Source organism: Algoriphagus sediminis, assembly GCF_030403435.1.
Taxonomy (GTDB): Bacteria; Bacteroidota; Bacteroidia; order Cytophagales; family Cyclobacteriaceae; genus Algoriphagus; species Algoriphagus sediminis.
The window spans coordinates 1-20,985 of record NZ_JAUEPH010000002.1 but is presented as its reverse complement, the minus strand read 5'-3'; the positions used below and the strand labels follow the sequence as shown (position 1 = coordinate 20,985).

The following is a 20,985-nucleotide window of genomic DNA, read 5'->3' as shown; positions in this document are numbered from 1 at the left end:
AATTTCAAAAATTTATGGAGTTTTCATTAGGACAGATTGCGGAAATGCTAGGTGGTAAGGTAGAGGGAGACGCAACATTAAAAGTCAGCCGACTGGATAAAATCCAAGAAGGCCAGGAAGGTGGAATTAGCTTTTTAGCAAATGAAAAATACAGCTCTCATCTGTACGAAACCCAGGCTACCGCCGTAATCATCAATGAAGGATTTGAACCTTCTAAAAAGCACTCTACCAATCTTATCCGTGTCAAAGATGCATATGCAGCATTTACTCAGCTTTTGGAAGCCTACGACTCATTCAAAAAAAGTGAGGTTTCAGGAGTGGAAGAACCTTCATTTATGCATGAAAGCTCTAAAATCGGCAATCGAAACTATCGTGGTGCTTTTTCTTATATCGGGAAAAACTGCAAGATTGGAAATAATGTAAAGATTCATCCACAGGCCTACATTGGTGATAATGTAACAATTGGTGATAACTGTATCATTTATTCCGGAGCTAGAATCATGAGTGATTCAGTAATTGGGAATCGTTGTCATATTCATCCCGGAGCAATCATAGGTTCAGACGGTTTTGGTTTTGCACCGCTTGCCGATGGTACTTATAAAGATATCCCCCAGATAGGTAATGTTATTTTAGAGGATAATGTAAGTATTGGTGCAAATTCAACAATAGACTGTGCCACCATGGGTTCCACCATAATAAAATCAGGTACGAAAATCGACAATTTGGTTCAGGTAGCCCATAATGTGGAAATCGGGGAGAACACTGTAGTTGCTGCACAAGCTGGTATTTCTGGTTCCAGCAAACTCGGAAAAAACTGCATCCTTGCAGGTAAGGCAGGTATTGTAGGACACTTAACTATCGCGGACCAAACTACAGTTGGTGCCAATACAGGTATTACCAAATCCATTTCAAAGCCAGGACAAACTTTCTTGGGATATATGGGAATGGAGATTAAGGCTTACCTTAAATCATATGCTCTTTTTAAAAAGCTAGACGCCATGGATTCACGAATCAAAGAACTTGAAAAAAAGTCGTAAATTTGCGGTCATTTCAGAAGTAAAACTTGTCGGAATCCTTCTCGGAAAGAAGAAAAGTCTCCACAAAAAATGAAAGTAAAACAACATACTATTAAGAAGCAGGTAGAACTATCAGGTGTAGGATTACACACTGGTGTGATATCAAATATGACCTTCTTGCCTGCCCCACCAAATCATGGTGTTAAGTTTCAGCGGATTGATCTGGAAGGAAGACCAACTGTTGATGCAGATTGTGATCTGGTGGTAGATGTATCCAGAGGAACAACCCTAGAACAGAACGGGGCCAGAGTTTACACTGTTGAACACGTACTTGCCGCCTTGGTCGGTTTAGAAGTTGATAATGTTTTGATTCAGTTAGACGGTCCAGAGCCTCCAATTATGGATGGTTCTTCCATTCAGTTCATCGAAGTCTTAGAAGAAGCTGGCTTCGAGGAGCAAAATGCACTACGAAGATTTTTTGAAGTCCAGGAAAGCATCCAATATAAGGACTCCTCAAGAGAGGTAGAAATGGTAGCTCTTCCAACGGACAACTATAGAGTGACCGTCATGGTGGACTACAATTCACCTGTTCTCGGAAGTCAGCATGCCTCCATTACCGATATCAGTCAGTTTAAATCAGAAATTGCCTCTTGTCGGACCTTCTGTTTTCTACACGAGTTAGAAATGCTCTACAACTCCAACCTTATCAAAGGTGGAGATCTGAATAACGCCATTGTTGTGGTGGATCGTGTTGTGGAAGAGAAAGAATTGGCTCACCTCGCCAAAATGTTTAACAAACAAAAGGTCGAGGTAAAGAAAGAAGGCATTTTGAATAATGTAGATCTACGTTATAGAAATGAACCCGCTAGACATAAACTTCTGGATGTAGTGGGAGACTTAGCTTTGGTCGGAAGACCAATGAAGGCTCAAATTCTAGCTGCCAGACCAGGGCATGCAGCCAATGTGGCTTTTGCCAAAAAGCTGAAGAGAGCCATGGAAAAGTCCAGCACATCCCATATTCCATATTACGATCCAAAGTTACCTCCAGTCATGGATATCAACCAGATCAGTAATATCCTTCCACACAGATATCCATTCCAGCTTTTAGATAAAGTGATATACCTGGATGAAAAAGTGGTAGCAGGAGTGAAGAATGTAACCATGAATGAACCATTTTTCATGGGGCATTTCCCTGGAAATCCGGTAATGCCGGGAGTTTTACAGGTGGAGGCTATGGCTCAAACTGGAGGGATTTTGGTCTTGAGTACCGTAGATGATCCTGAAAATTATTGGACCTATTTTCTTGGAATAGAAAGCTGTAAATTCAGGAAAATGGTCTTTCCAGGAGATACTCTTATTTTTAAGTGTGAATTACTTGCACCTATCCGTCGTGGCATCGCAAAAATGCGCGGAGAAGCTTACGTTGGAAGCACATTGGTTTGTGAGGCAGTAATGACCGCAAGCATAACCAGAAAAGAATCATGATCCATCCAATGGCTTCCGTAGACCCAACGGCAAAATTGGGAAAGAACGTAACTGTGGATCCTTTTACCATGATCCACGAGGATGTGGTAATTGGAGATAACTCTTGGATAGGTCCAAATGTAACCATCTTTCCCGGGGCCCAGATCGGCAAGAATTGTAAGATCTTTCCTGGAAGTGTGATTGCCGGCATTCCTCAGGATTTAAAATTTAAAGGAGAGGAATCCACAGTTATAATTGGGGACAATACTACAGTCCGAGAATGTGTAACTATTAGCCGGGGAACAGTGGATAAGCAGACTACCATAATTGGTAGTGACTGTTTACTGATGGCATATGTGCACGTAGCCCATGATTGTGCTATCGGAAGTCATGTCATTGTAGCAAATTCAGTTCAAATCGCCGGGCATGTTTCTATAGATGACTGGGCGATAATCGGAGGCTCCAGTGCTGTACATCAATTCGTTAGAATTGGAATGCATTCTATGGTTTCAGGAGGTTCACTGGTACGAAAAGATGTTCCTCCATTTACCAAAGCTGCAAGAGAGCCATTGTCCTATGCCGGGGTTAATTCTCTGGGATTACGTCGCAGAGGCTTTTCCAGTGAGACCATAGCACATGTTCAGGAAGTATATCGATACCTCTTTTTGAACAGCATGAATAATAGCAAAGCACTTGAAGAAATAGAGGTAAACTTACCTGCGACCAAAGAAAGAGATGAAATCCTCAATTTTATTCGCTCTTCTGAAAGAGGCGTAATGAAAGGCTACATCAATTAAAATGTTTTCATTACGGGCTGAAGGAATTTCCAAGAGGTTTCAATACGAATGGGTTTTTCGGAATTTAGATATTCATCTAAACCTAGGTGAAAGTCTAGCCATAACCGGAGGAAATGGATCAGGAAAATCTACACTTATCAAAACCATAACCGGTGCCATTCCCTTAACCGATGGAAAATTAGAAATCACCCAAAATGGTCAAGATATTCCAGCTGATGACTGGTTTAATTTTTTGACCATTTCGGCTCCTTACCTGGAGCTTCCTGAAGAATTCACTTTGCAAGAATTGCTTAATTTCCATTTTAAATTTAAGAAGCTATACAGAAATATCAGTACGGATGAGATTTTGGATAAAATTTATCTAAGGGACCAAAAAGATAAACAGATCAACCAATTCTCCTCAGGTATGAAACAGCGAGTAAAATTGGGCTTGTCTGTTTTTTCTGATGTTCCAATGGTTTTCTTAGATGAACCCACTTCCAACCTTGACAAAAAAGGTATAGAATGGTATCAAAATATTATACCAGAGTACTTAAATGATCGTATAGTATTCGTGGCTTCAAATGATGAAAGAGAGTACACTTTCTGCAAACAAACTATGAGACTAGAAGATTATAAGTAATCTTCACTTTGAACTTCACCACTATTAATTAATTTTACCGCACACAATTAAAGTATATGAAATCATTAATCACTCGGTTTTTCGTTTTGGCAGTTGTAGTTGGAGTAATTTCTTCATGTGGAGGAGATGAGCCAAACCCTACTCCCCCACCTCCTTCCCCAGAGCAGGAAGCAGTTGAGAAGCTTACAGGACCAGATGGATCTCAGGCTTGGGGTCTTCAAAATGGAGGTAGTGTAACCCGAGATGGAACAGCCGTGACGGACCTTTATGATGGATTCAGGCTGACATTAAATGCCGGTACATCCAGAACTTACACTTCTGCAAATAATAATGACCTTTTCGACAATAGCGGAAACTGGTCATTTACTGATGGTACATTTTCGAAATTTGAATTAACAGGAAGTGCTCCAGCATCCGGAAGAGAAATCACCTTTACTCAAACCGCAGATAATCTCAGGCTGGATTTCAATATCCCTGCTCCAGGAGCTAGAATCAATGGGGTGTTTGCTATAGCAGGTAGCTATACATTCAACCTTACTAGAAATTAAGTTTTGCAAAAGCAAAATAAAAAAGGAGCCGCGTGGCTCCTTTTTTATTTTAAACGCACCAAGGTCACGCCAGCTCCTCCCCGATCTGCATGTTCATCCTCTATGCGTTCTACGGTATTCATATTTCGAAGAAGGTTGCGGGTGATATCCTTTAATGTACCATTCCCCTTTCCGTGTACAATCCGCAAATTCTGAACCCCATGCATATAGCCTTTGTCTATAAAACTTTCGATTAGGTGAATAACCTCCTCACTTCTTTTCCCTCTTAAATCCAAACTTGGTGAAAAATCCGCAACGCTTAAGGTTGAGCCCAAACCTCTTCCCGAGGAAATGGATCGCTTATCTTTTTTCGCCTCTGAGTTAGAGATTCTCTCCAGACGATTAATTTTCACCGTTGACTTAAGCTCCCCAATAGAGATTAAGGCTTCTTTCGGACCGAAAGAAATTACTTCTCCTATAGTTCCACTACCTTTGACCCTAACCCAGTCCCCCTCTGAAATAGCCCCGCCCAGTGGTTTAATTTTCTCAGATTTAACAACAGGTTTTTCAGGTTTCACTGTAGCTTTAAACTCCTCTAGTTCCTTGCGGACCTTTTGAGTCTCAGCTTTGTCAGCCTTTTTCTCTTTTATCTCCCGAATCGTCTTTTCAATTTTTCGATTCGCCTGATCTAAAATATGTTTGGCTTCTTGTTTGGCCTCCTGAACGTATCTCTTTTTAGTGCTTTCAAGGGTTTCTTTAAGATCATTGTATTCCTTCAGCCTTGTTTTGAGAAGCTTATCTTTTGAGGTTACCTCTGCCAAGAGCTTAGAATACTTATTCTTGTCATTCTCCAATTCGGTGAGTAAGCGGTCATATTGCACTCGCTTATCCCCTATTTTTTCTTTTGCCTCCTGCAAAATCTCTTTTCGTATACCAATTTTGGAGGCAATCTCCAAAGCAAAAGAAGATCCCGGTTTACCAATATCTAATTCATACATCGGCTCCAGCTTTCTCACGTCATAGCGCATGGCTCCATTGACCATACCTTGATGTTTATCAGCCACCTGCTTCAGGTTGCCATAGTGAGTGGTAACCACACCAAAGGCTCCAGATTTATTCAGTGAAAGTAAGATGGCTTCGGCTATGGCACCACCAAACTGAGGTTCTGTCCCTGTACCAAATTCATCAATAAAAAGTATGGTCTTTTTATCTGCAAAATTACTGAAGTGCTTCATGCTCATCAAATGTGAACTATAAGTACTCAGATCATTTTCTAGATTTTGTTCATCACCAATATCAATGAAGAAATTGGTGAAAAGGCTGCTACTAGAATCTGGATGGACCGGAATCATCAATCCGCACTGAAGCATGTATTGGAGCAGAGCTACAGTTTTCAAGGAAACTGACTTTCCTCCTGCATTCGGGCCCGATATAACCAGGAGTCGGGTATTCCCCTCCAATTCTATATCTAAGGGAACAATTTTCTTACCCTGGGCCTGTAATGCAAGCTCCAAAATCGGATGTCTGGCCTTATAAAACTTGAGCTGCCGATTACGCTTAATTTCTGGACGACTTGCCTCAACCTTTAGAGCAAATTTTGCCTTGGCACGTATAAAATCTGTCAGTCCCAGATAATTGGTTGCTTTGCGCAAAGCTGGAATAGCGGGTCTTAACTGGTCAGTAAGCTGAGTGAGAATTCGAATGACTTCTCTTCTCTCCATGTGCTGGAGATCCCGGATTTCATTATTGATATCCAAAGCTTCCTCTGGCTCCATAAAGACAGTTTGCCCAGTGGCCGACTCATCATGAATAAACCCTCTTAACTTTCGCTTATTTTCCGCAGCAACGGGAATTACTAAGCGACCTCCACGAATAGTAATTCCAGAATCTTCCGGGGTCAGTCCTTTCGCCTTGGATTCTTTAAAAATCCGCTCCATCACCTTTCGGAGCCTACCTTCCTCATAGATCAGCTGATTTCTTATGAGTTGAAGTTCTCTGGATGCATTATTCTTCAGTTTACCTTTATCATCAATTACACGCTCGATTTCTTTCAAAAGGTTTAGATCCAAATCCAGCAATAAGCCCAGCAAGTCGGAAAGTACAGGATACTCATCTTGAAACTTTTGAAAAAAAGTAATACAACCTTTAAGCGTGGCTAAGGATAGTTTAATTTCCTGAAATTCTTCCTCATCCAAATAGGCTCCTTCCAGTTTAGCCTTCTCCAAAAAAGGAGTCAAATCTGTGTAATTCGAGCTTGGAAAATTCTCACCGCTTATCAGAATTTTGGTGAATTCTTGGGTCTGATCAAGAAGTTTATTCACCAGCTTATGGTCTGAAGAAAAAGATAGCTTATCGACATAGCTTTGGCCAAGGGCCGAAGAGCAAAGCTCCTTTAAAAGGGCTTTTATTTTGATGAAATTTATTTTCTGTTCAACCGAACGGGGGTAAATCATTGATTCTCTTGTTGTGATTTATACAAAGCCTGTTTCTTGGATAGTGAATCCACCACCCGTCCATAGATTTCATCTATTTCTGCCGGATACTGGAGATAATACAACATGCTCTGGGTGAAAACAGAATCTGTGATTTCATGTTTGGTGAAAACATCTTTTTCTAGCAAAGTGTACATTACCCCTGAAGAGTCGTATGAGACCGGTAGGGAGCTAGAAATTCCTTCAGCAATGTGGATATCTATCAAGACGTTAACCATTTCGTCTTCATTCAAGATGAATTCGGGCTTTTCTTGATCCGAACAACCCGTGAGGAGAATAGTGAATAAGATGAATAGCTTTAGATTTTTCACATCGCAAAATTAGGCTTTTTTAACTGAAATTGTCCGTGCCGTATTTATAAGGAAGATTTTAAAATTCATGTGGTCTCTTTAACTTAGGCGGTCAAATTCAATCCTGAATGAACCAACTCTTCAAAAAGCTACGCAAGTACGAAATAATGATCCGGAAGGTGGCCAATAACCACCTCCAGGGTGATTATAAATCGATTTTCAAAGGAGCTGGTTTGGAGTTTGATGATCTCCGCCCTTATCAATACGGAGATGATATCAGAACGATAGAATGGAAGGTTTCTGCTAAAGGCCATGGGACTTTTGTCAAGACCTTTAAAGAAGATAAGGACCAGTGTGTATACTTTCTTTTAGATATCTCTGGAAGTCAAGACATTGGAGAAGTAGGACATAAAAAGATTGATCAGGGAAAGATTGTTGCTGGAGTACTTACACTTGCTGCAATCTTCGAAGGTAGCCAGACTGGATTGATCAGCTACTCCGATCAAAAAGAAGCCCTGGTATTTCCGGGAAAAGGAATGAAGCAAGGGGTAAGAATGATCAGAGCACTTTTTGATCATGAAAATAAGTCCTTAAAGACTGATCTCAACTCCATGTTTACCTTCGCCCTGAACCTTATTAAAAAAAGAAGTATAATTATCGTGATTTCAGATTTTATCGACGAAGATTACGAAAGACCTTTCAAGGCATTGGCAGAAAAGCATGATGTGGTAGCTGTGCAGCTGACAGACCCAAGAGAATCGGCATTACCTTCCCTTGGCATTATTCCCGTTTTTGATAAAGAAAGAGGAAAGACCACTTGGGTGAATACGGCTTTCGGGTCTTTTTCAAAGAAAATCACCGACACATTTACCAGCGAAAGAGAAAGACTCAAAGATATTTGCAAAAAAAATCAGATTAACTATCTCAGCATAGACACTACGCAGGATATCGTTCTTCCCCTGATTGAATTATTCAGAATTCGAAATAAAAGCATGAAACGTGGCTAGGATTCTCACTTTAACCTTCCTGCTTTTAATTTCCTTTTCCAATTTTGCCCAGCAGGTAAAAGTGGAAGGATATTTCCTTCAAGACTCGGCGATGCTAGGTGAAAGAACCGGGTATGTTTTAAAGGCAGAATATCCCGAATCATTCCAGATTCTTTTTCCAGATTCCAGTTTTAATTTTGGTGATCAGGTTTTACTTGAGAAGCAGGTCTTCGCCACGAGCACCAGCGAGGGAACTACATTGGATAGTGCTGTCTATTATATCTCGAATTTTTCTTTGGATTCGAGTATCTATGTGGCCTTACCAGTTTATGAAATTCTGCCTTATGATAGTATTGCCCATTATCCTCTGGAAGATGAGCTAAAGCTCAAACTTACATTGGACAGTATCCCTGAGGAACTTCAGTTTAAGCAAAACAATGTGTACCAGCCACTGGAAAAGGAAATAAACTGGATAATCATTTCCATTTGGCTCGGAATACTCTTCATAGTTCTAGCCATTATTTATTTCCTATTTGGAAATCGAATCAGGAAGTTCTTTGCCCAAAGGAATCAAAGAAATAAGTGGAAGAGATTTGAGAAATTATGGGAGCAAAAGATTGAGGAACTTTTGGAGAAACCCAGTATTGAGCTTGCGGATGACACCATAGGACTTTGGAAATCTTACATGGCAGATCTCACCAATGAGCCCTATCAGGAATGGACATCCAGTGAGATCAGTGAGAAAATGGAGGATAAAAAGGTCTTTGATGCACTGCGGGGGATAGATTTAATTATTTATGCAGGACAAAATACCGAAAGCCAGGAATCAACGACTTATCTGAAAGAAATTGCACAAAAGACTTTCAGGGAAAAATTAATGAAAATCAAGAATGAGCGAACAGTTTAAAGAATTCTTCAGCTGGTCTTGGTTCTCACCTGAGACCCTTCAAAGCTTCCAATGGGAAAATGCCTGGGCATTGAATCTACTGTGGTTGATTCCTCTGCTGCTTTTGATTCGGAAGTTTGTAAAATTCCTCAAAAATCCGGTTCTGGAACTTTCACTTCCAAAACGGGTCAGGAAAGCTAATCCCTGGGTGCTTTTGAGGATTATCCCATCTCTGTTTTTCTTTGTGAGCCTCCTACTGATTATTATTGCCATTGCCCGGCCGCAAAGAAGCAATGAACGGGTGGAACGATTTACTGAAGGAATTGACATAATGCTGGTCATGGATATTTCAGAATCTATGGACCTGCAGGACTTCACACCCAATCGACTTGAGGCAGCAAAAAATACTGCAAATGACTTCATCAATGGTCGATTTGGAGATAGAATAGGAATGGTGGTTTTTGCGGGAGAGGCTTATTCCTTAGCACCCTTGACTAATGATTATGAACTTTTGACGGATCTCATTTCTGAGATTTCTTTTGATATGATGGAGGCTAAGGGAACTGCGATAGGCTCTGCTCTGGCTTCTGCCACAAATCGAATGAAGGAATCAGAATCTGTATCGAAGGTAATCATTTTACTCAGTGACGGAGAAAGCAATGCAGGGAATGTAGACCCGCTTTTCGCGGCAAACCTAGCAGCTGCTTTGGAAATAAAAATCTACACCATTGCCGTAGGCAAAGACGGTATGGTACCCTATGGAACAGATTTTTTCGGCAGACCACAAATGGTTGAGAGTTATCTGGATGAAACCACACTTCGTGAAATCGCCAGAATTGGAAATGGCGAATTTTTCAGAGCTTCTGATGGCGGTGCCCTGCAAAATATTTTTGATCGGATCGATACCCTGGAAAAGGCAGAGATCGAAGAAAATCGGTTTAAGGAAACCTCTGATTACTATAGAGTTTATCTGTTTTGGGCGATTATCGCATTCTTTGGATGGTTTGCTCTGAAAAATTCCTTCCTCAATAATTTCCTTCTAGACTAACTCATAGTCTTAGGTCAATTCTAATTTCAGGCTGACTTTTATCAGTTTTTCGACCCATAATTGACAGGAGATACATCTGCCTATTAGGCCAATTTTGAACCATATGATGGATTCAAAAAAAGAAAGACTAATTCAGAAGTATAACTCCCCGGTTCCAAGATATACCAGCTATCCTACGGTGCCTTTTTGGGAAAACCAGCTTGATTTGGATAGTTGGGAGGAATTGGTGAAAAAAGCTTTTCATATGTATGGAGAAGAGGAAGGGATCACCCTGTATATTCATTTTCCATTTTGTGAAAGCCTTTGTACTTACTGTGGATGCAATAAATACATAACTAAAAATCATTCGATAGAGACACCTTACATCAAGGCGGTAAAGAAAGAGTGGAAGTCCTATTTGACTCGATTTGGCTCTAAACCCTTGCTGAAAGGAATTCACCTTGGCGGAGGCACTCCAACTTTTTTCTCACCGGAATCCCTCCATTCCCTTTTAAATGAAATCATCTCAGATTGCTATGTTGATGGTAATAGGGAATTTAGCTTTGAGGGACACCCAAATAATACAACTGAAGAGCATTTAGCAACCTTACATAGTCTCGGTTTTGATCGGGTAAGTTTTGGAATCCAGGATTTCGACCTGAAAGTTCAGCAGGCCATTCACAGGGTACAGCCATTTGAGACAGTGGTGCAGATCACCGAGGCAGCACGAAGAATTGGATACACTTCAATTAATTTTGACCTGATCTATGGATTGCCTCACCAGAATAAGGAAACCCTAAGTCAAACCTTCGGAAAGGTGATGGATCTGAAGCCTGAACGAATTGCATTTTACAGTTATGCCCATCTTCCATCCCTTTTTAAAGCTCAAAAAAGCTTTGAGCAATTTTTACCCAATGAAAATGATAAACGGGCTTTGTACGAACTCGGAAAAGACATCCTAACAAAGTCAGGTTATGAGGAAGTTGGAATGGATCATTTTGCCCTGCCAGAAGATCCGCTTTGCAAGGCAAAATCAGAAGGTAGTTTACATAGGAACTTCATGGGCTACACCACTTCACCCAGTAAACTTATGATTGGGTTAGGAGCCACAAGCATCAGTGATATTCATCTTGGGTTCGCCCAAAATGAAAAAGGTCATAAGGAGTATATTCGGAAGATTAATGAAGGTTCGGATTACTTGGTTAGAAGCCATGAAAACAGCGCTTCTGACCTTATCGCCAAAGAATTCATTCTTGATTTAATTTGTCATCAAGAAGCTAGAATAGATAGTGAAATTTGGAATCGTCTGCCCGAATTAAACCGAAGAAAACTGGCAGAAATGCAAGAAGAGGAACTGATTTCAATAAAGGATCAAATCATTAAAGTGAGTGATTTTGGGATGACCTTCATTAGAAACATTTGCTTTCAGTTTGATCTAAAAATGCTTGAAGCTCCTCAGGCAAAATCAACTTTCAGTAAGTCCATTTAGTCTTCACTACACATGGTGATTTCAACCGTTTGATTTCCATAATCAAAGGCTTGAATTTGTGGGCTTCCATGAAACCCAAGACCTAATCCTCTGAAGACAAAAAGAATTCCAATAATCAATCCTAAATAAGGAATTGCTCTTTGGAATTTCAGCCGTAAAGGAACAGAAAGGATGGTTCCGGATAGCATCAAAAATAAGAGCATCGGAATAGTGCCCAAACCAAAAAAGAACATGTAAGCCGCTCCAATCAATGGGTCTTGGAGGCCAAGGGCAGCAACCAGAGCCATATAAACCATTCCACATGGTAACAGTCCATTAAACACTCCACTAGTGAAAAAGGCTGACATACTCCCCGCCTTAAGCCCACTACCCAATCTTCGCTTAATCCAAGCGACTGCAGAAGACAGGGCCGGAATAGTGAGGAATCGGTCTGCCTTTTTATAGCTCAAAGAAAAGGCAACGATAGTAATCCCAATTGCAATAGAAACTCCCTGCTGAACTCCTGCCAGTGAAAGAGAAAAACCTAATAATCCGATAATCAGACCAAGAATAGAATAAGTTAAGGCTCTCCCTAGGTTATAAATAATTTTTTTCCACAGGAATGTTTTCGATGAAGAACCACCGACCGCCATAGCAATAGGTCCACACATCCCAATACAATGGAATGATCCCAGGAAACCTAATACGACTGCAGTCCAAAGCATCAAATACTAATTTTCTTCTCCTCGTATAATTCTACTCCATTTTCCTGCCAGCGAAGCTGAACCCGCCAATAACCCCTTTTAAGCTCGGCCACTGAAACGGATGTCCTTGTATCCGTTTCCACTTGAAAATCAATTTGCTGATCGAGTGTCTCATCGGAAGGTCGAAAGAGCTCAAGATTAGCTTCAGTTCCCTTCGGTAAATCAAAAAGCAAGGTCTTACTTTGACCATCGAATTCGATTACTTGACGATCCAACTGATTTGCAAAAGTCTCCCGATCAATCTGATTTTGATAATCAATCTCCTGCGCGTAATAGTCATCGGTCACCAATTCTATTCCAGTCATCCTTACTGAAATGACTACCATAGTCATAATGATCGCTACAAAACCCACAATGGCTAAAACTATTCCATGTCCCCAATTCATTTTCTTCTTTATTTTTCGCTTTGGCTCAAAGGAGCCATAAAACTTGTTTCGATTTTATCAATTTCTTCATTTTCATGCTTCAAAGAAATCTCAACATTTTCCTGTGTCTTTGATATTTGGTTTTGATCCTTCACAAGGAAAAACCTTCCCTCAAACTTAGACTGAGGCTCTAAAACCCAATTTTGATCTCCAAGCATTTCCAACTTCATCCCATCGGCCAGTGGCTCCAGCGAGACTTCCTGAGGTTCGAAGGTCTTATTGATTAGAGTGATTTCGTAGAGATTTGAAACCGTTCCATCATCACGCATTTGATAAGTCATTCCCGGGAAACGGGTGACGGTGCCTTGTAGAATATCCCGTGTAGCTATCAGCGTAATAAACGCGGCAACAAGAATAGTCAAAACTACCATATAGCCTTTTACCCGTCCTGTCAAAAGCTTTTGAACACCCTCTTGGATACTGTTTTCAGAAGCGTAACGAATCAGTCCTTTTGGTCTTTCGACTTTTACCATTACCTCATCGCAGGCATCTATGCAAGCAGTACAGTTTACACATTCCATCTGTACCCCATTCCGAATATCAATTCCTGTAGGGCAGACCTGCACACAAAGGTTGCAATCAATGCAATCACCCTTAGAATCATTTTGGAGCTCATTTTTTCGTATTGGACCTCTGGGCTCTCCGCGTACATAGTCGTACATGACATTAATGGAGTTATTATCCAAAAGTACCCCCTGAAGACGGCCATAAGGACAGACAACCAAACAAGCTTGCTCCCTGAACCAAGTAAACACAAACATGAAGATTCCTGAGAAAGCAACCAAGCCTATAAAACCCGCCATATTTGCTGTAGGTGGTTGAGTAACAATTTCCTTAACCTGATCAACCCCAATTAGGTAAGCCATTACCAGATGGCCTATCAATAGAGAAAAGACCGCGAATATTAGAGTCTTGCTTCCTTTCTTAAGGATTTTCTCCTGATCCCATGGCTTAGCATTCAACACCCTTTGCTGATTAGCATCTCCCTCAATCCAATACTCGATTTTTCTAAAAACCATCTCCATAAACAACGTCTGAGGACAAGCCCAACCGCACCAAACACGCCCAAAAACAACCGTAAAGAGGATGACAAAAACAAAGAAAATCAACAATAGGAAAATAAGTAAATGAGTGTCTTGAGGCCAAAATGGGGCGCCAAAGATGATGAACTTCCTTTCAAAAATATTGAAAAGCATGTAAGGTCTTCCATCGATCCTGATGAAAGGCCCTGCAAATAGAATTGCCAAAAGAACCCATGACAGATAGGTTCTGTATTTGTAGAAAATACCAGAAACTTTCTTTGGATAAACCCAATTTCGCTTACCATCCTCCTGAACTGTTGCAAGAGAATCTCTAAAAGTTTCTGGGTTAAGATGTGGATTTTTCTTTGCCATTTTGAATAGGGAAAAAGGCCGGAAAAATTTTTCCGGCCATAATTTTATTCTACTTCTGCAGTTTCAGAGACGGCAGTGCTGTCAGAGGTAGTTTCCTCAGTCAAGTCTTCAGGTACATATAATTCACCTTGGGGATCCTTTGGAGCAGCCGGTGTGGTTCCCCTCATTGCAAAAATGTAGCTTGATACCTGCTGCATCTCTTCTGGGCTTAGCTGATCTTCCCAAGGGACCATTCCTTTTTCAATGACTCCATATTTGACTACGGTGAAAATATCAGAGATTGAACCACCATGAATCCAGTAGTCATCTGTAAGATTTGGACCTACTCCACCGCCACCATCCTGAGCATGACAAGCTGCACAATTTGCCTCGAATATGGTCTTACCACCAGTCATACTGGTACTTGACTCGTCAAATACAACTGTACTTTCGTCTATGCTAGCCAGCATATTTGCATTTCTTTCTTCAGCTGCAATGGCTTCCAGCCTAAGCTCCTCTTCATACTCCTCAATACCGGTTTTTCCTATACCCAATACAGTGTAGTTCGTGAAATAAACCACAGCAAAAACAATTGTTCCGATGAATACATATTGTAGCCAAGGAGGCATGAAATTATCCAATTCATGAATACCATCGTAGGAGTGGTCAGCCATAAGTTTGGCCTCTTCTGCTTCTCCGTAGGCCTCATCCACCTTACCTGTTACAAACTTCTCCTTAAAAGACTCCCACCAGCTCGGTTCATTCGCATATTCAGGATTCTCCTTCTTGAACACTGCCGTCATAAATGACATTAAGTAGATCATTTGGAAGAGTAAGAGAACAATCACAATGACCAAAACGCCTAATACCGACATTAAAATCAGCTGATCTGAACTTAAGTCTGTATAACTGAAACTTGGCTCCGATGCTTCCTGACCAAAGGAATTGGTCACGAAAGCAAGTGCAAAAATAACTAGGGTTAAAAGCTTCTTTTTCATTGCTGCTGGGAGGTTAAATTTTCGTCTTCATCAATAGGCAAATTTTCCATATGCTCAATATGGCTCTTTGGTACACGAAGTACCCATACAAACATTCCTAGAAAGAATGCTACAAATATGACAAGGGAAATCACTGGATAGATTTCTATGTTCTCGATTGATCTTAATACTTCTTTATACATAGCCTTGTCAATTATTGGTTATCAGCTGTAGGAGCTTTAATATCTGTACCCAATCTCTGGAGATAAGCAATCAATGCTACTATTTCCGTATTCGGCATCACTTCAATTCCTGCGTCTTTCAAATTAGCGACCACCTCCCGAGCTTGAGTTTCCAGTTCTGCCACGGCTTCTTCGTCATATCCCTCTGGATAAGGGACTCCAAGACTTTGAAGGGTTCTGATCTTCGCCGGAAGATCTGAGTAATCATTCTCATTAGTGGCCATCCAAGGATACGGAGGCATTAATGATCCCGGAGACATACTTCTAGGGTCCGTCATGTGGAAATAATGCCAGCTGTCTGGGTATTTTCCTCCTTCTCGATGAAGGTCCGGACCTGTTCGCTTTGAGCCCCAAAGAAATGGTCTGTCATAGACGAATTCACCTGCTTTGGAGTATTCCCCATATCGCTCAGTCTCAAACCTGAACGGACGAATCATCTGGGAATGACATCCCACACAACCATTCTCTATATAAATATCTCTACCCTCGAGCTCAAGTGGTGTATATGGTTTCACTGAACTGATGGTAGGAACATTTGATTTCACCAAAATAGTCGGGATGATCTCAATCGCACCACCTATCAAAATTGCGACAGTAGCAAGAACGGTGAAGAAAACAGGCTTTCTTTCCCATGCTCTGTGCCAAAACTCTCCTTTAGGATTGTAGTTTTTAGCCAAAGCAGGAGCGGAATCCTCTTCAGTTTCCTGGAAGCTTCCCTGTGCAGCTGTCTTCACCAAATTATAACACATCACAATAGCACCACCCAAGTAAAGTAGACCACCAAAGGCTCTAATCATGTACATCGGAACAATCTGAACGACAGTCTCAAGGAAGTTACCGTAAGACAATCTTCCCATTTCGTCAAATTCTCTTAGCATGAAGAATTGGGTCAAAGCAGCAACATACAGTGGAAGGGCATAGAAAATAATCCCCAAAGTCCCCATCCAAAAGTGGGTGTTAGCAAGTTTGGTGGAATAGATTTTTGTCTTCCACATCTTTGGCCAAAGCCAATAAAGCATACCAAAAGTCAGGAATCCATTCCATCCTAATCCACCGATGTGTACGTGACCTACGATCCAGTCCGTGTAGTGAGCGATGGCATTCACGTTTTTAAGTGAAAGCATGGGTCCTTCGAAAGTGGCCATACCGTATGCGGTAATAGCAACTACCATGAATTTCAAAACAGGATCTGTCCTAACCTTATCCCATGCTCCTCTAAGTGTTAAAAGTCCATTCACCATACCTCCCCATGAGGGAGCAATCAGCATTACAGAAAATGCCACTCCCAGAACCTGTGCCCATTCAGGAAGTGAAGTGTATAAAAGGTGGTGAGGGCCAGCCCACATGTAAATAAATATCAGGGCCCAAAAGTGGATAATGGATAGCTTGTATGAATATACAGGCCTATTTGCCGCTTTAGGCAAATAATAATACATCAGCCCAAGAAAGGGAGTAGTTAAGAAAAATGCCACCGCATTATGTCCATACCACCACTGGACTAGTGCATCCTGAACCCCTGCATATGCTGAATAACTTTTAAATAATCCAACTGGAAGAGCGAGTGAATTGAAGATGTGCAAGACCGCTACCGTAACGAATGAAGCCAGATAAAACCAAATGGCAACATACATGTGACGCTCTCTTCTCTTCAGCACAGTGCCAATCATATTAGCACCAAAAGCTACCCAAACAAGTGCAATGGCAATATCAATTGGCCATTCAAGCTCGGCATACTCCTTTGAGGTAGTCAATCCAAGTGGAAGTGTTAAAGCCGCCGATAGGATAATCAATTGCCATCCCCAAAAATGGAAATAGCTTAGCGCTTTGTTCCACATGGGAGTTTTTAGCAATCGTGGCATGGAGTAATAAACCCCAGCAAAGATCGCATTTCCCACAAAGGCAAAAATCACAGCATTTGTGTGTAAGGGCCGGATTCTTCCGAAAGTGGTATACGGATTTCCCAGGTTTGCTTCTGGCAGAAACAACTGGGTAGCCGCAATCACTCCGACGAGCATCCCAACAACGCCCCAAATCATAGTTGCAGCTCCAAAATACTTGACAATTTTATTGTCGTATTCGAACCGCTCCAAAGTAGAATCATTCATAGGACTAGGTTTTTTTTGGTTGGTCTTTTTTTACTTTTTGTTTGTGTTCATTATCAAATAAAATTCGAATGGCTGGCGTGTGATTGTCATCAAACTGTCCCCCTTTATTCGCACGGAAAAAGAGAAGCAGAAAGCTCACTGCCAGTACCAGACTTATCGCTATCAATAGAAAAATAACTTCCATTTCAATTCGATTTAATTTTAAAGAGCCCCTGTTTCCAGGCGATCACATTTGTTGAAAGAGTGGTAAACAATACCACTGAAATACTACTAAGAGGCATAAGAATGGCACAGAAAACAGGGCTCAAAAGACCCTGAACGGCAAAGCTTATTCCTACAATATTGTAGATGAAGCTTAAGGCAAAGCTTGCCTTAATTACATTTTTGGTAGACCGTGAGAAAGCCAGAAACTGCGGAATGATCCCGAATGACCGTGCATCCAAGATCCCATCACTAGCTGGTGAAAAATGGCTGATTTCATCCGTCAGGGCTATCCCTACATAACTTTCCTGCAAAGCACCCGCATCATTCAGGCCATCACCGACCATGATTGATTTTGACCCATGGGTTTTCAATTCCCCCATATGATTCAATTTATCCTTAGGACTTTGGTTAAAATGGAACTCAGAAATTCCAGGAAGCTTCTCCTTAAGTTTTTTGCGCTCATGAGAATGATCTCCTGATAGTAGGTGAATTTCACATTCCTGACTAAGCTCTTCCACCACGGATTCTGCCTCTTTCCGAAGACCAGATTGAATTTCAAAATAGCCAATTAGAATGTCCTCTACGGTAAAGCAAACCAAATTGCCTTTCAGTGATTCTTTCCCAATAACCTTTTCAGTAAACTCCTCAGAACCGAGTCTAAATTGCTGGCCAAGAAATCTGGCCTCGAGACCCTTGCCACGTTTTTCTTCTATAGAGTCCAAACCGAACTTTTCTATAGGGCCTAGCCATTGGTTGATTCTATTGCTCAATGGGTGGGTAGAGTACTCCACCATGGATTTGAGAATTCTCCTGCTTTGAATACTCAGTTCTTCTCCATGATATTGAATGCTTGCCTTTGCAGTATCTGTAAGAGTTCCGGTCTTATCAAAAACGAAGGTATCTGACTCAGCCATTCGCTCGATGACTCCTGCATTCTTTAGATAAAGCCTGTTTCGTCCAAATATTCTCAAAGTATTTCCAAGAGTAAATGGAGTAGACATGGCCAAAGCACAAGGACAGGCCACAATTAAAACCGAAACAAAGGCCTTTACCCCAATTCCAAAATCTGTAAAAGACCAAAAAATGAGCGCAGCAAAAGCAATTGAAAGCACTGACCGAGTAAAAACAGCACTTATTTTATTCGATAATGGCACTAGACCAGAATCTTTGGACTTTTCAAAAGAGTCATTGTTCCAAAGATCTGTTAGATAACCCTGGGATGGCGATTTTTGTACCGTCATTTTAACCTGATCACCTTTGAGCCTGCCTCCTGCATAAATCAACTCTCCTTTAGAAATTTTTACAGGAACTTCCTCGCCGGTGACAAAGCTGTAGTCGATATAACACTGATTATCTAATAAAATACAGTCGGCTGGGATCAATTCTTCATCTCTTACCAAGAGAATGTCGCCCACACTTACCTTAGTCAAAGGAATCACTTCTTCGGTATCCTTTTTAAACCGAGTTACCGAAACTGGAAAATAAGCTTTGTAATCCCTATCAAATTCAAGCGTAGCAAAGGTTTTTTGCTGGTAAATTTTTCCTAGCAAAAGGAAGAATAATAATCCTCCCAGACTATCCATATAGCCTGCCTCCTGATGAATAAAAATCTCCCAAAGGGAATAAAGGAAAAGAGCGATAATCCCCATTACGATGGGGACATCCATATTTATCTTTTTCCTTTTTAAAGAATTCCATGCAGAATTATAATAGTCCACTGCAGCATAGAAAACTATTGGAAGAGAGAGTAATACATTTAGGTAGTTAAATACACTTTGGAAGTTTTCATCCAGCAACTCTCTTTCAGAAAAGTACTCTGGAAGACTGAAAAGCATCATATTTCCAAAGCAAAAACCTGCTACCGCTAACCTATTAATGGTCTTTTTATCTGCCTTTGGCCTTTCTTTTTTACCAAGATCAGAAAGATTTATCCGAGGTTCATATCCGAGGCTAGAAAGTAACACCACCAGTTCCTTCAGGGAAAGTCGGTCATTACTAATCCGGATTTGAACTTTTTTCTTTACGAAATCAACCCTGCTTGAAATAACTCCCTGATTGATGTGATTTAAATTCTCTAGAAGCCAAATACAGGAAGCACAATGAATTAAAGGGATATGGAAGGTGTAATGTGTTTCAGTTTCGTTTTTAAAATCCAGAAGCTTCTGTTCGATCTCTGGATCATTTAGATAGTCAAAGCGATTTGCTCTTGCAGACTTTGCTTTTTGACTTTCACCTGGAAACTCTTCGATCTGATAATAATTACAAAGATCATTCTCTGATAAAACTTCATAGACAAGCTTACAGCCCTGACAGCAAAAATCCTTCTCTTCAAATCGAATTCGCTCGTCTTCACAGGATTCCCCACAGTGATAACATTTAGCTTCAACTATATTTGGATTCTCTCTTCTCATCTATCTCCTGCCCTTTTTCTTAGCTCCTGATATTTATTTTTCTGATAAATCTCACTTATTCAAATAATTACATCGTAAGGAAAAATGATAGCTTATCACTCCACATTTCTCCTTTATAAAAATGAAAAAGAACTTTGGCCAGATCGGCTTGGTAGTTCTTTGTGGTGACAAAGAGTGTACAATCTTTTTTCACGGCGTAGGACCAAAAATCACCAATTCGTTGGAAGTTGAACTTGATAAAACTCGTCTCTCTTGTATGCTTTGAGATTAATTGGATGATCTCTCTCTCTTCTTTGATTTTTGACTTGGGGATAAAGGAGGGAGAGATAATAGTAGCCCTTGACTGTCCAATGAGATTTTTAAAAAGGTTTATAAATTCTTTAATCACCCGAGAAGATTGAGGAGTCCCGTCATAGTGAAAAAGCAAATGTTGGGTTGAAAACTGCTTTACATGAAGTAAAACAGGAATAGTACAAACTTCATTTTCTAATGGCTTTGGAAGAGGGTGATCGTGAAGCCATTCCAAGGTTCTATTCAGATCCACAGTGATTAAGCTAGGGTTCCTTCCTTGGTAGCAATCTTTATTATCGTTCCCTCCAGGCAAAAAAGTAGGTTCCAGTACTTTGCAGTAGGTTTCCTTCAGAAGGACTACTGGTAATTCAAATTGGGAAACATAGCTTGGTTGGACCTGCATGAGAAACTATTTTACTCAAAACTAGTCCTGGAATCGTTTTCAGTGGTTGACCAAAGCTTGGTAGAAAACTGATAAAAGTCATTTAATAGGCTAAGTACTTTATAAAATGCCTTATAAAAGAAAAAGCCCCATGGGATGACCAAAGGGCTTTAGAATAAAGTGGCGGCGACCTACTCTCCCGGGTGTAACCCCAGTACCATCGGCGCTGCAGGGCT

Annotated in this window: 19 protein-coding genes; 9 read left to right on the top strand and 10 right to left on the bottom strand. The window is 40.8% G+C overall.

The window, feature by feature from the left end; genetic code table 11:
* The first annotated feature begins 14 nt into the window (after positions 1 to 14).
* From lpxD to QVH07_RS03330, 5 genes are all read left to right on the top strand, one after another.
* Complete coding sequence (gene lpxD / locus QVH07_RS03350) at positions 15 to 1,037, top strand: UDP-3-O-(3-hydroxymyristoyl)glucosamine N-acyltransferase (RefSeq protein ID WP_289998728.1); 1,023 nt, start codon at positions 15 to 17, stop codon at positions 1,035 to 1,037.
* A 69-nt stretch (positions 1,038 to 1,106) separates the two neighbouring features.
* Positions 1,107 to 2,501 carry a bifunctional UDP-3-O-[3-hydroxymyristoyl] N-acetylglucosamine deacetylase/3-hydroxyacyl-ACP dehydratase gene (locus QVH07_RS03345; protein WP_289998727.1) on the top strand — a complete coding sequence of 465 codons (1,395 nt, stop codon included), beginning with the start codon at positions 1,107 to 1,109 and terminating at the stop codon, positions 2,499 to 2,501.
* Positions 2,498 to 3,277, top strand: a complete 780-nt coding sequence (gene lpxA / locus QVH07_RS03340; protein ID WP_289998726.1) for an acyl-ACP--UDP-N-acetylglucosamine O-acyltransferase — start codon at positions 2,498 to 2,500, stop codon at positions 3,275 to 3,277. The genes QVH07_RS03345 and lpxA overlap by 4 nt, the downstream gene beginning before the upstream one ends.
* A 1-nt stretch (position 3,278) precedes the next feature.
* Complete coding sequence (locus tag QVH07_RS03335) at positions 3,279 to 3,899, top strand: ABC transporter ATP-binding protein (protein ID WP_289998725.1); 621 nt, start codon at positions 3,279 to 3,281, stop codon at positions 3,897 to 3,899.
* Positions 3,900 to 3,955: 56 nt separating this feature from the next.
* Entirely contained in the window at positions 3,956 to 4,447 is a 492-nt protein-coding gene (locus QVH07_RS03330; protein WP_289998724.1) for a hypothetical protein, read from the top strand.
* A 44-nt stretch (positions 4,448 to 4,491) separates the two neighbouring features.
* Here the strand turns inward: QVH07_RS03330 and QVH07_RS03325 are convergent, their stop codons facing one another.
* Entirely contained in the window at positions 4,492 to 6,879 is a 2,388-nt protein-coding gene (locus tag QVH07_RS03325) for an endonuclease MutS2 (RefSeq protein ID WP_289998723.1), read from the bottom strand.
* Positions 6,876 to 7,229: a DUF4296 domain-containing protein gene (locus tag QVH07_RS03320; RefSeq protein ID WP_289998722.1), complete on the bottom strand. Its 354-nt coding sequence runs from the start codon at positions 7,227 to 7,229 to the stop codon at positions 6,876 to 6,878. The genes QVH07_RS03325 and QVH07_RS03320 overlap by 4 nt, the downstream gene beginning before the upstream one ends.
* A gap of 107 nt (positions 7,230 to 7,336) precedes the next feature.
* Here QVH07_RS03320 and QVH07_RS03315 point away from each other — a divergent pair, with 107 nt between their 5' ends.
* The 4 genes from QVH07_RS03315 to hemN all read left to right on the top strand — a co-directional run bounded on the left by QVH07_RS03315 (position 7,337) and on the right by hemN (position 11,596).
* Positions 7,337 to 8,215: a DUF58 domain-containing protein gene (locus tag QVH07_RS03315; protein ID WP_289998721.1), complete on the top strand. Its 879-nt coding sequence runs from the start codon at positions 7,337 to 7,339 to the stop codon at positions 8,213 to 8,215.
* Positions 8,208 to 9,101 (top strand): hypothetical protein, encoded by an 894-nt coding sequence (locus QVH07_RS03310; RefSeq protein WP_289998720.1) that lies wholly within the window; start codon positions 8,208 to 8,210, stop codon positions 9,099 to 9,101. The genes QVH07_RS03315 and QVH07_RS03310 overlap by 8 nt, the downstream gene beginning before the upstream one ends.
* Complete coding sequence (locus tag QVH07_RS03305) at positions 9,085 to 10,128, top strand: VWA domain-containing protein (protein WP_289998719.1); 1,044 nt, start codon at positions 9,085 to 9,087, stop codon at positions 10,126 to 10,128. The genes QVH07_RS03310 and QVH07_RS03305 overlap by 17 nt, the downstream gene beginning before the upstream one ends.
* A gap of 103 nt (positions 10,129 to 10,231) precedes the next feature.
* Entirely contained in the window at positions 10,232 to 11,596 is a 1,365-nt protein-coding gene (hemN, locus tag QVH07_RS03300) for an oxygen-independent coproporphyrinogen III oxidase (RefSeq protein WP_289998718.1), read from the top strand.
* On the opposite strand, the gene QVH07_RS03295 is transcribed toward hemN, so the two are convergent.
* The 8 genes from QVH07_RS03295 to QVH07_RS03255 all read right to left on the bottom strand — a co-directional run bounded on the left by QVH07_RS03295 (position 11,593) and on the right by QVH07_RS03255 (position 20,770).
* The gene (locus tag QVH07_RS03295; RefSeq protein WP_289998717.1) at positions 11,593 to 12,300 is read right to left on the bottom strand and encodes a sulfite exporter TauE/SafE family protein; all 708 of its coding nucleotides are present in this window, start codon (positions 12,298 to 12,300) and stop codon (positions 11,593 to 11,595) included. The genes hemN and QVH07_RS03295 overlap by 4 nt on opposite strands.
* The gene (locus tag QVH07_RS03290; protein WP_289998716.1) at positions 12,300 to 12,725 is read right to left on the bottom strand and encodes a FixH family protein; all 426 of its coding nucleotides are present in this window, start codon (positions 12,723 to 12,725) and stop codon (positions 12,300 to 12,302) included. The genes QVH07_RS03295 and QVH07_RS03290 overlap by 1 nt, the downstream gene beginning before the upstream one ends.
* Before the next feature lie 8 nt (positions 12,726 to 12,733).
* Positions 12,734 to 14,158 (bottom strand): cytochrome c oxidase accessory protein CcoG, encoded by a 1,425-nt coding sequence (gene ccoG, locus QVH07_RS03285; protein WP_289998715.1) that lies wholly within the window; start codon positions 14,156 to 14,158, stop codon positions 12,734 to 12,736.
* A 44-nt stretch (positions 14,159 to 14,202) separates the two neighbouring features.
* Positions 14,203 to 15,135 carry a cbb3-type cytochrome c oxidase N-terminal domain-containing protein gene (locus QVH07_RS03280; protein WP_289998714.1) on the bottom strand — a complete coding sequence of 311 codons (933 nt, stop codon included), beginning with the start codon at positions 15,133 to 15,135 and terminating at the stop codon, positions 14,203 to 14,205.
* Positions 15,136 to 15,328: 193 nt separating this feature from the next.
* Complete coding sequence (gene ccoN, locus QVH07_RS03270; RefSeq protein ID WP_289998712.1) at positions 15,329 to 17,461, bottom strand: cytochrome-c oxidase, cbb3-type subunit I; 2,133 nt, start codon at positions 17,459 to 17,461, stop codon at positions 15,329 to 15,331.
* A gap of 4 nt (positions 17,462 to 17,465) precedes the next feature.
* A complete protein-coding gene (gene ccoS, locus QVH07_RS03265) occupies positions 17,466 to 17,645 on the bottom strand; it encodes a cbb3-type cytochrome oxidase assembly protein CcoS (RefSeq protein WP_289998711.1) in 180 nt (59 codons plus the stop codon).
* A 1-nt stretch (position 17,646) separates the two neighbouring features.
* Positions 17,647 to 20,076, bottom strand: a complete 2,430-nt coding sequence (locus tag QVH07_RS03260; RefSeq protein WP_289998710.1) for a heavy metal translocating P-type ATPase — start codon at positions 20,074 to 20,076, stop codon at positions 17,647 to 17,649.
* A gap of 67 nt (positions 20,077 to 20,143) precedes the next feature.
* Complete coding sequence (locus tag QVH07_RS03255) at positions 20,144 to 20,770, bottom strand: hypothetical protein (RefSeq protein WP_289998709.1); 627 nt, start codon at positions 20,768 to 20,770, stop codon at positions 20,144 to 20,146.
* Positions 20,771 to 20,985 lie beyond the last annotated feature (215 nt).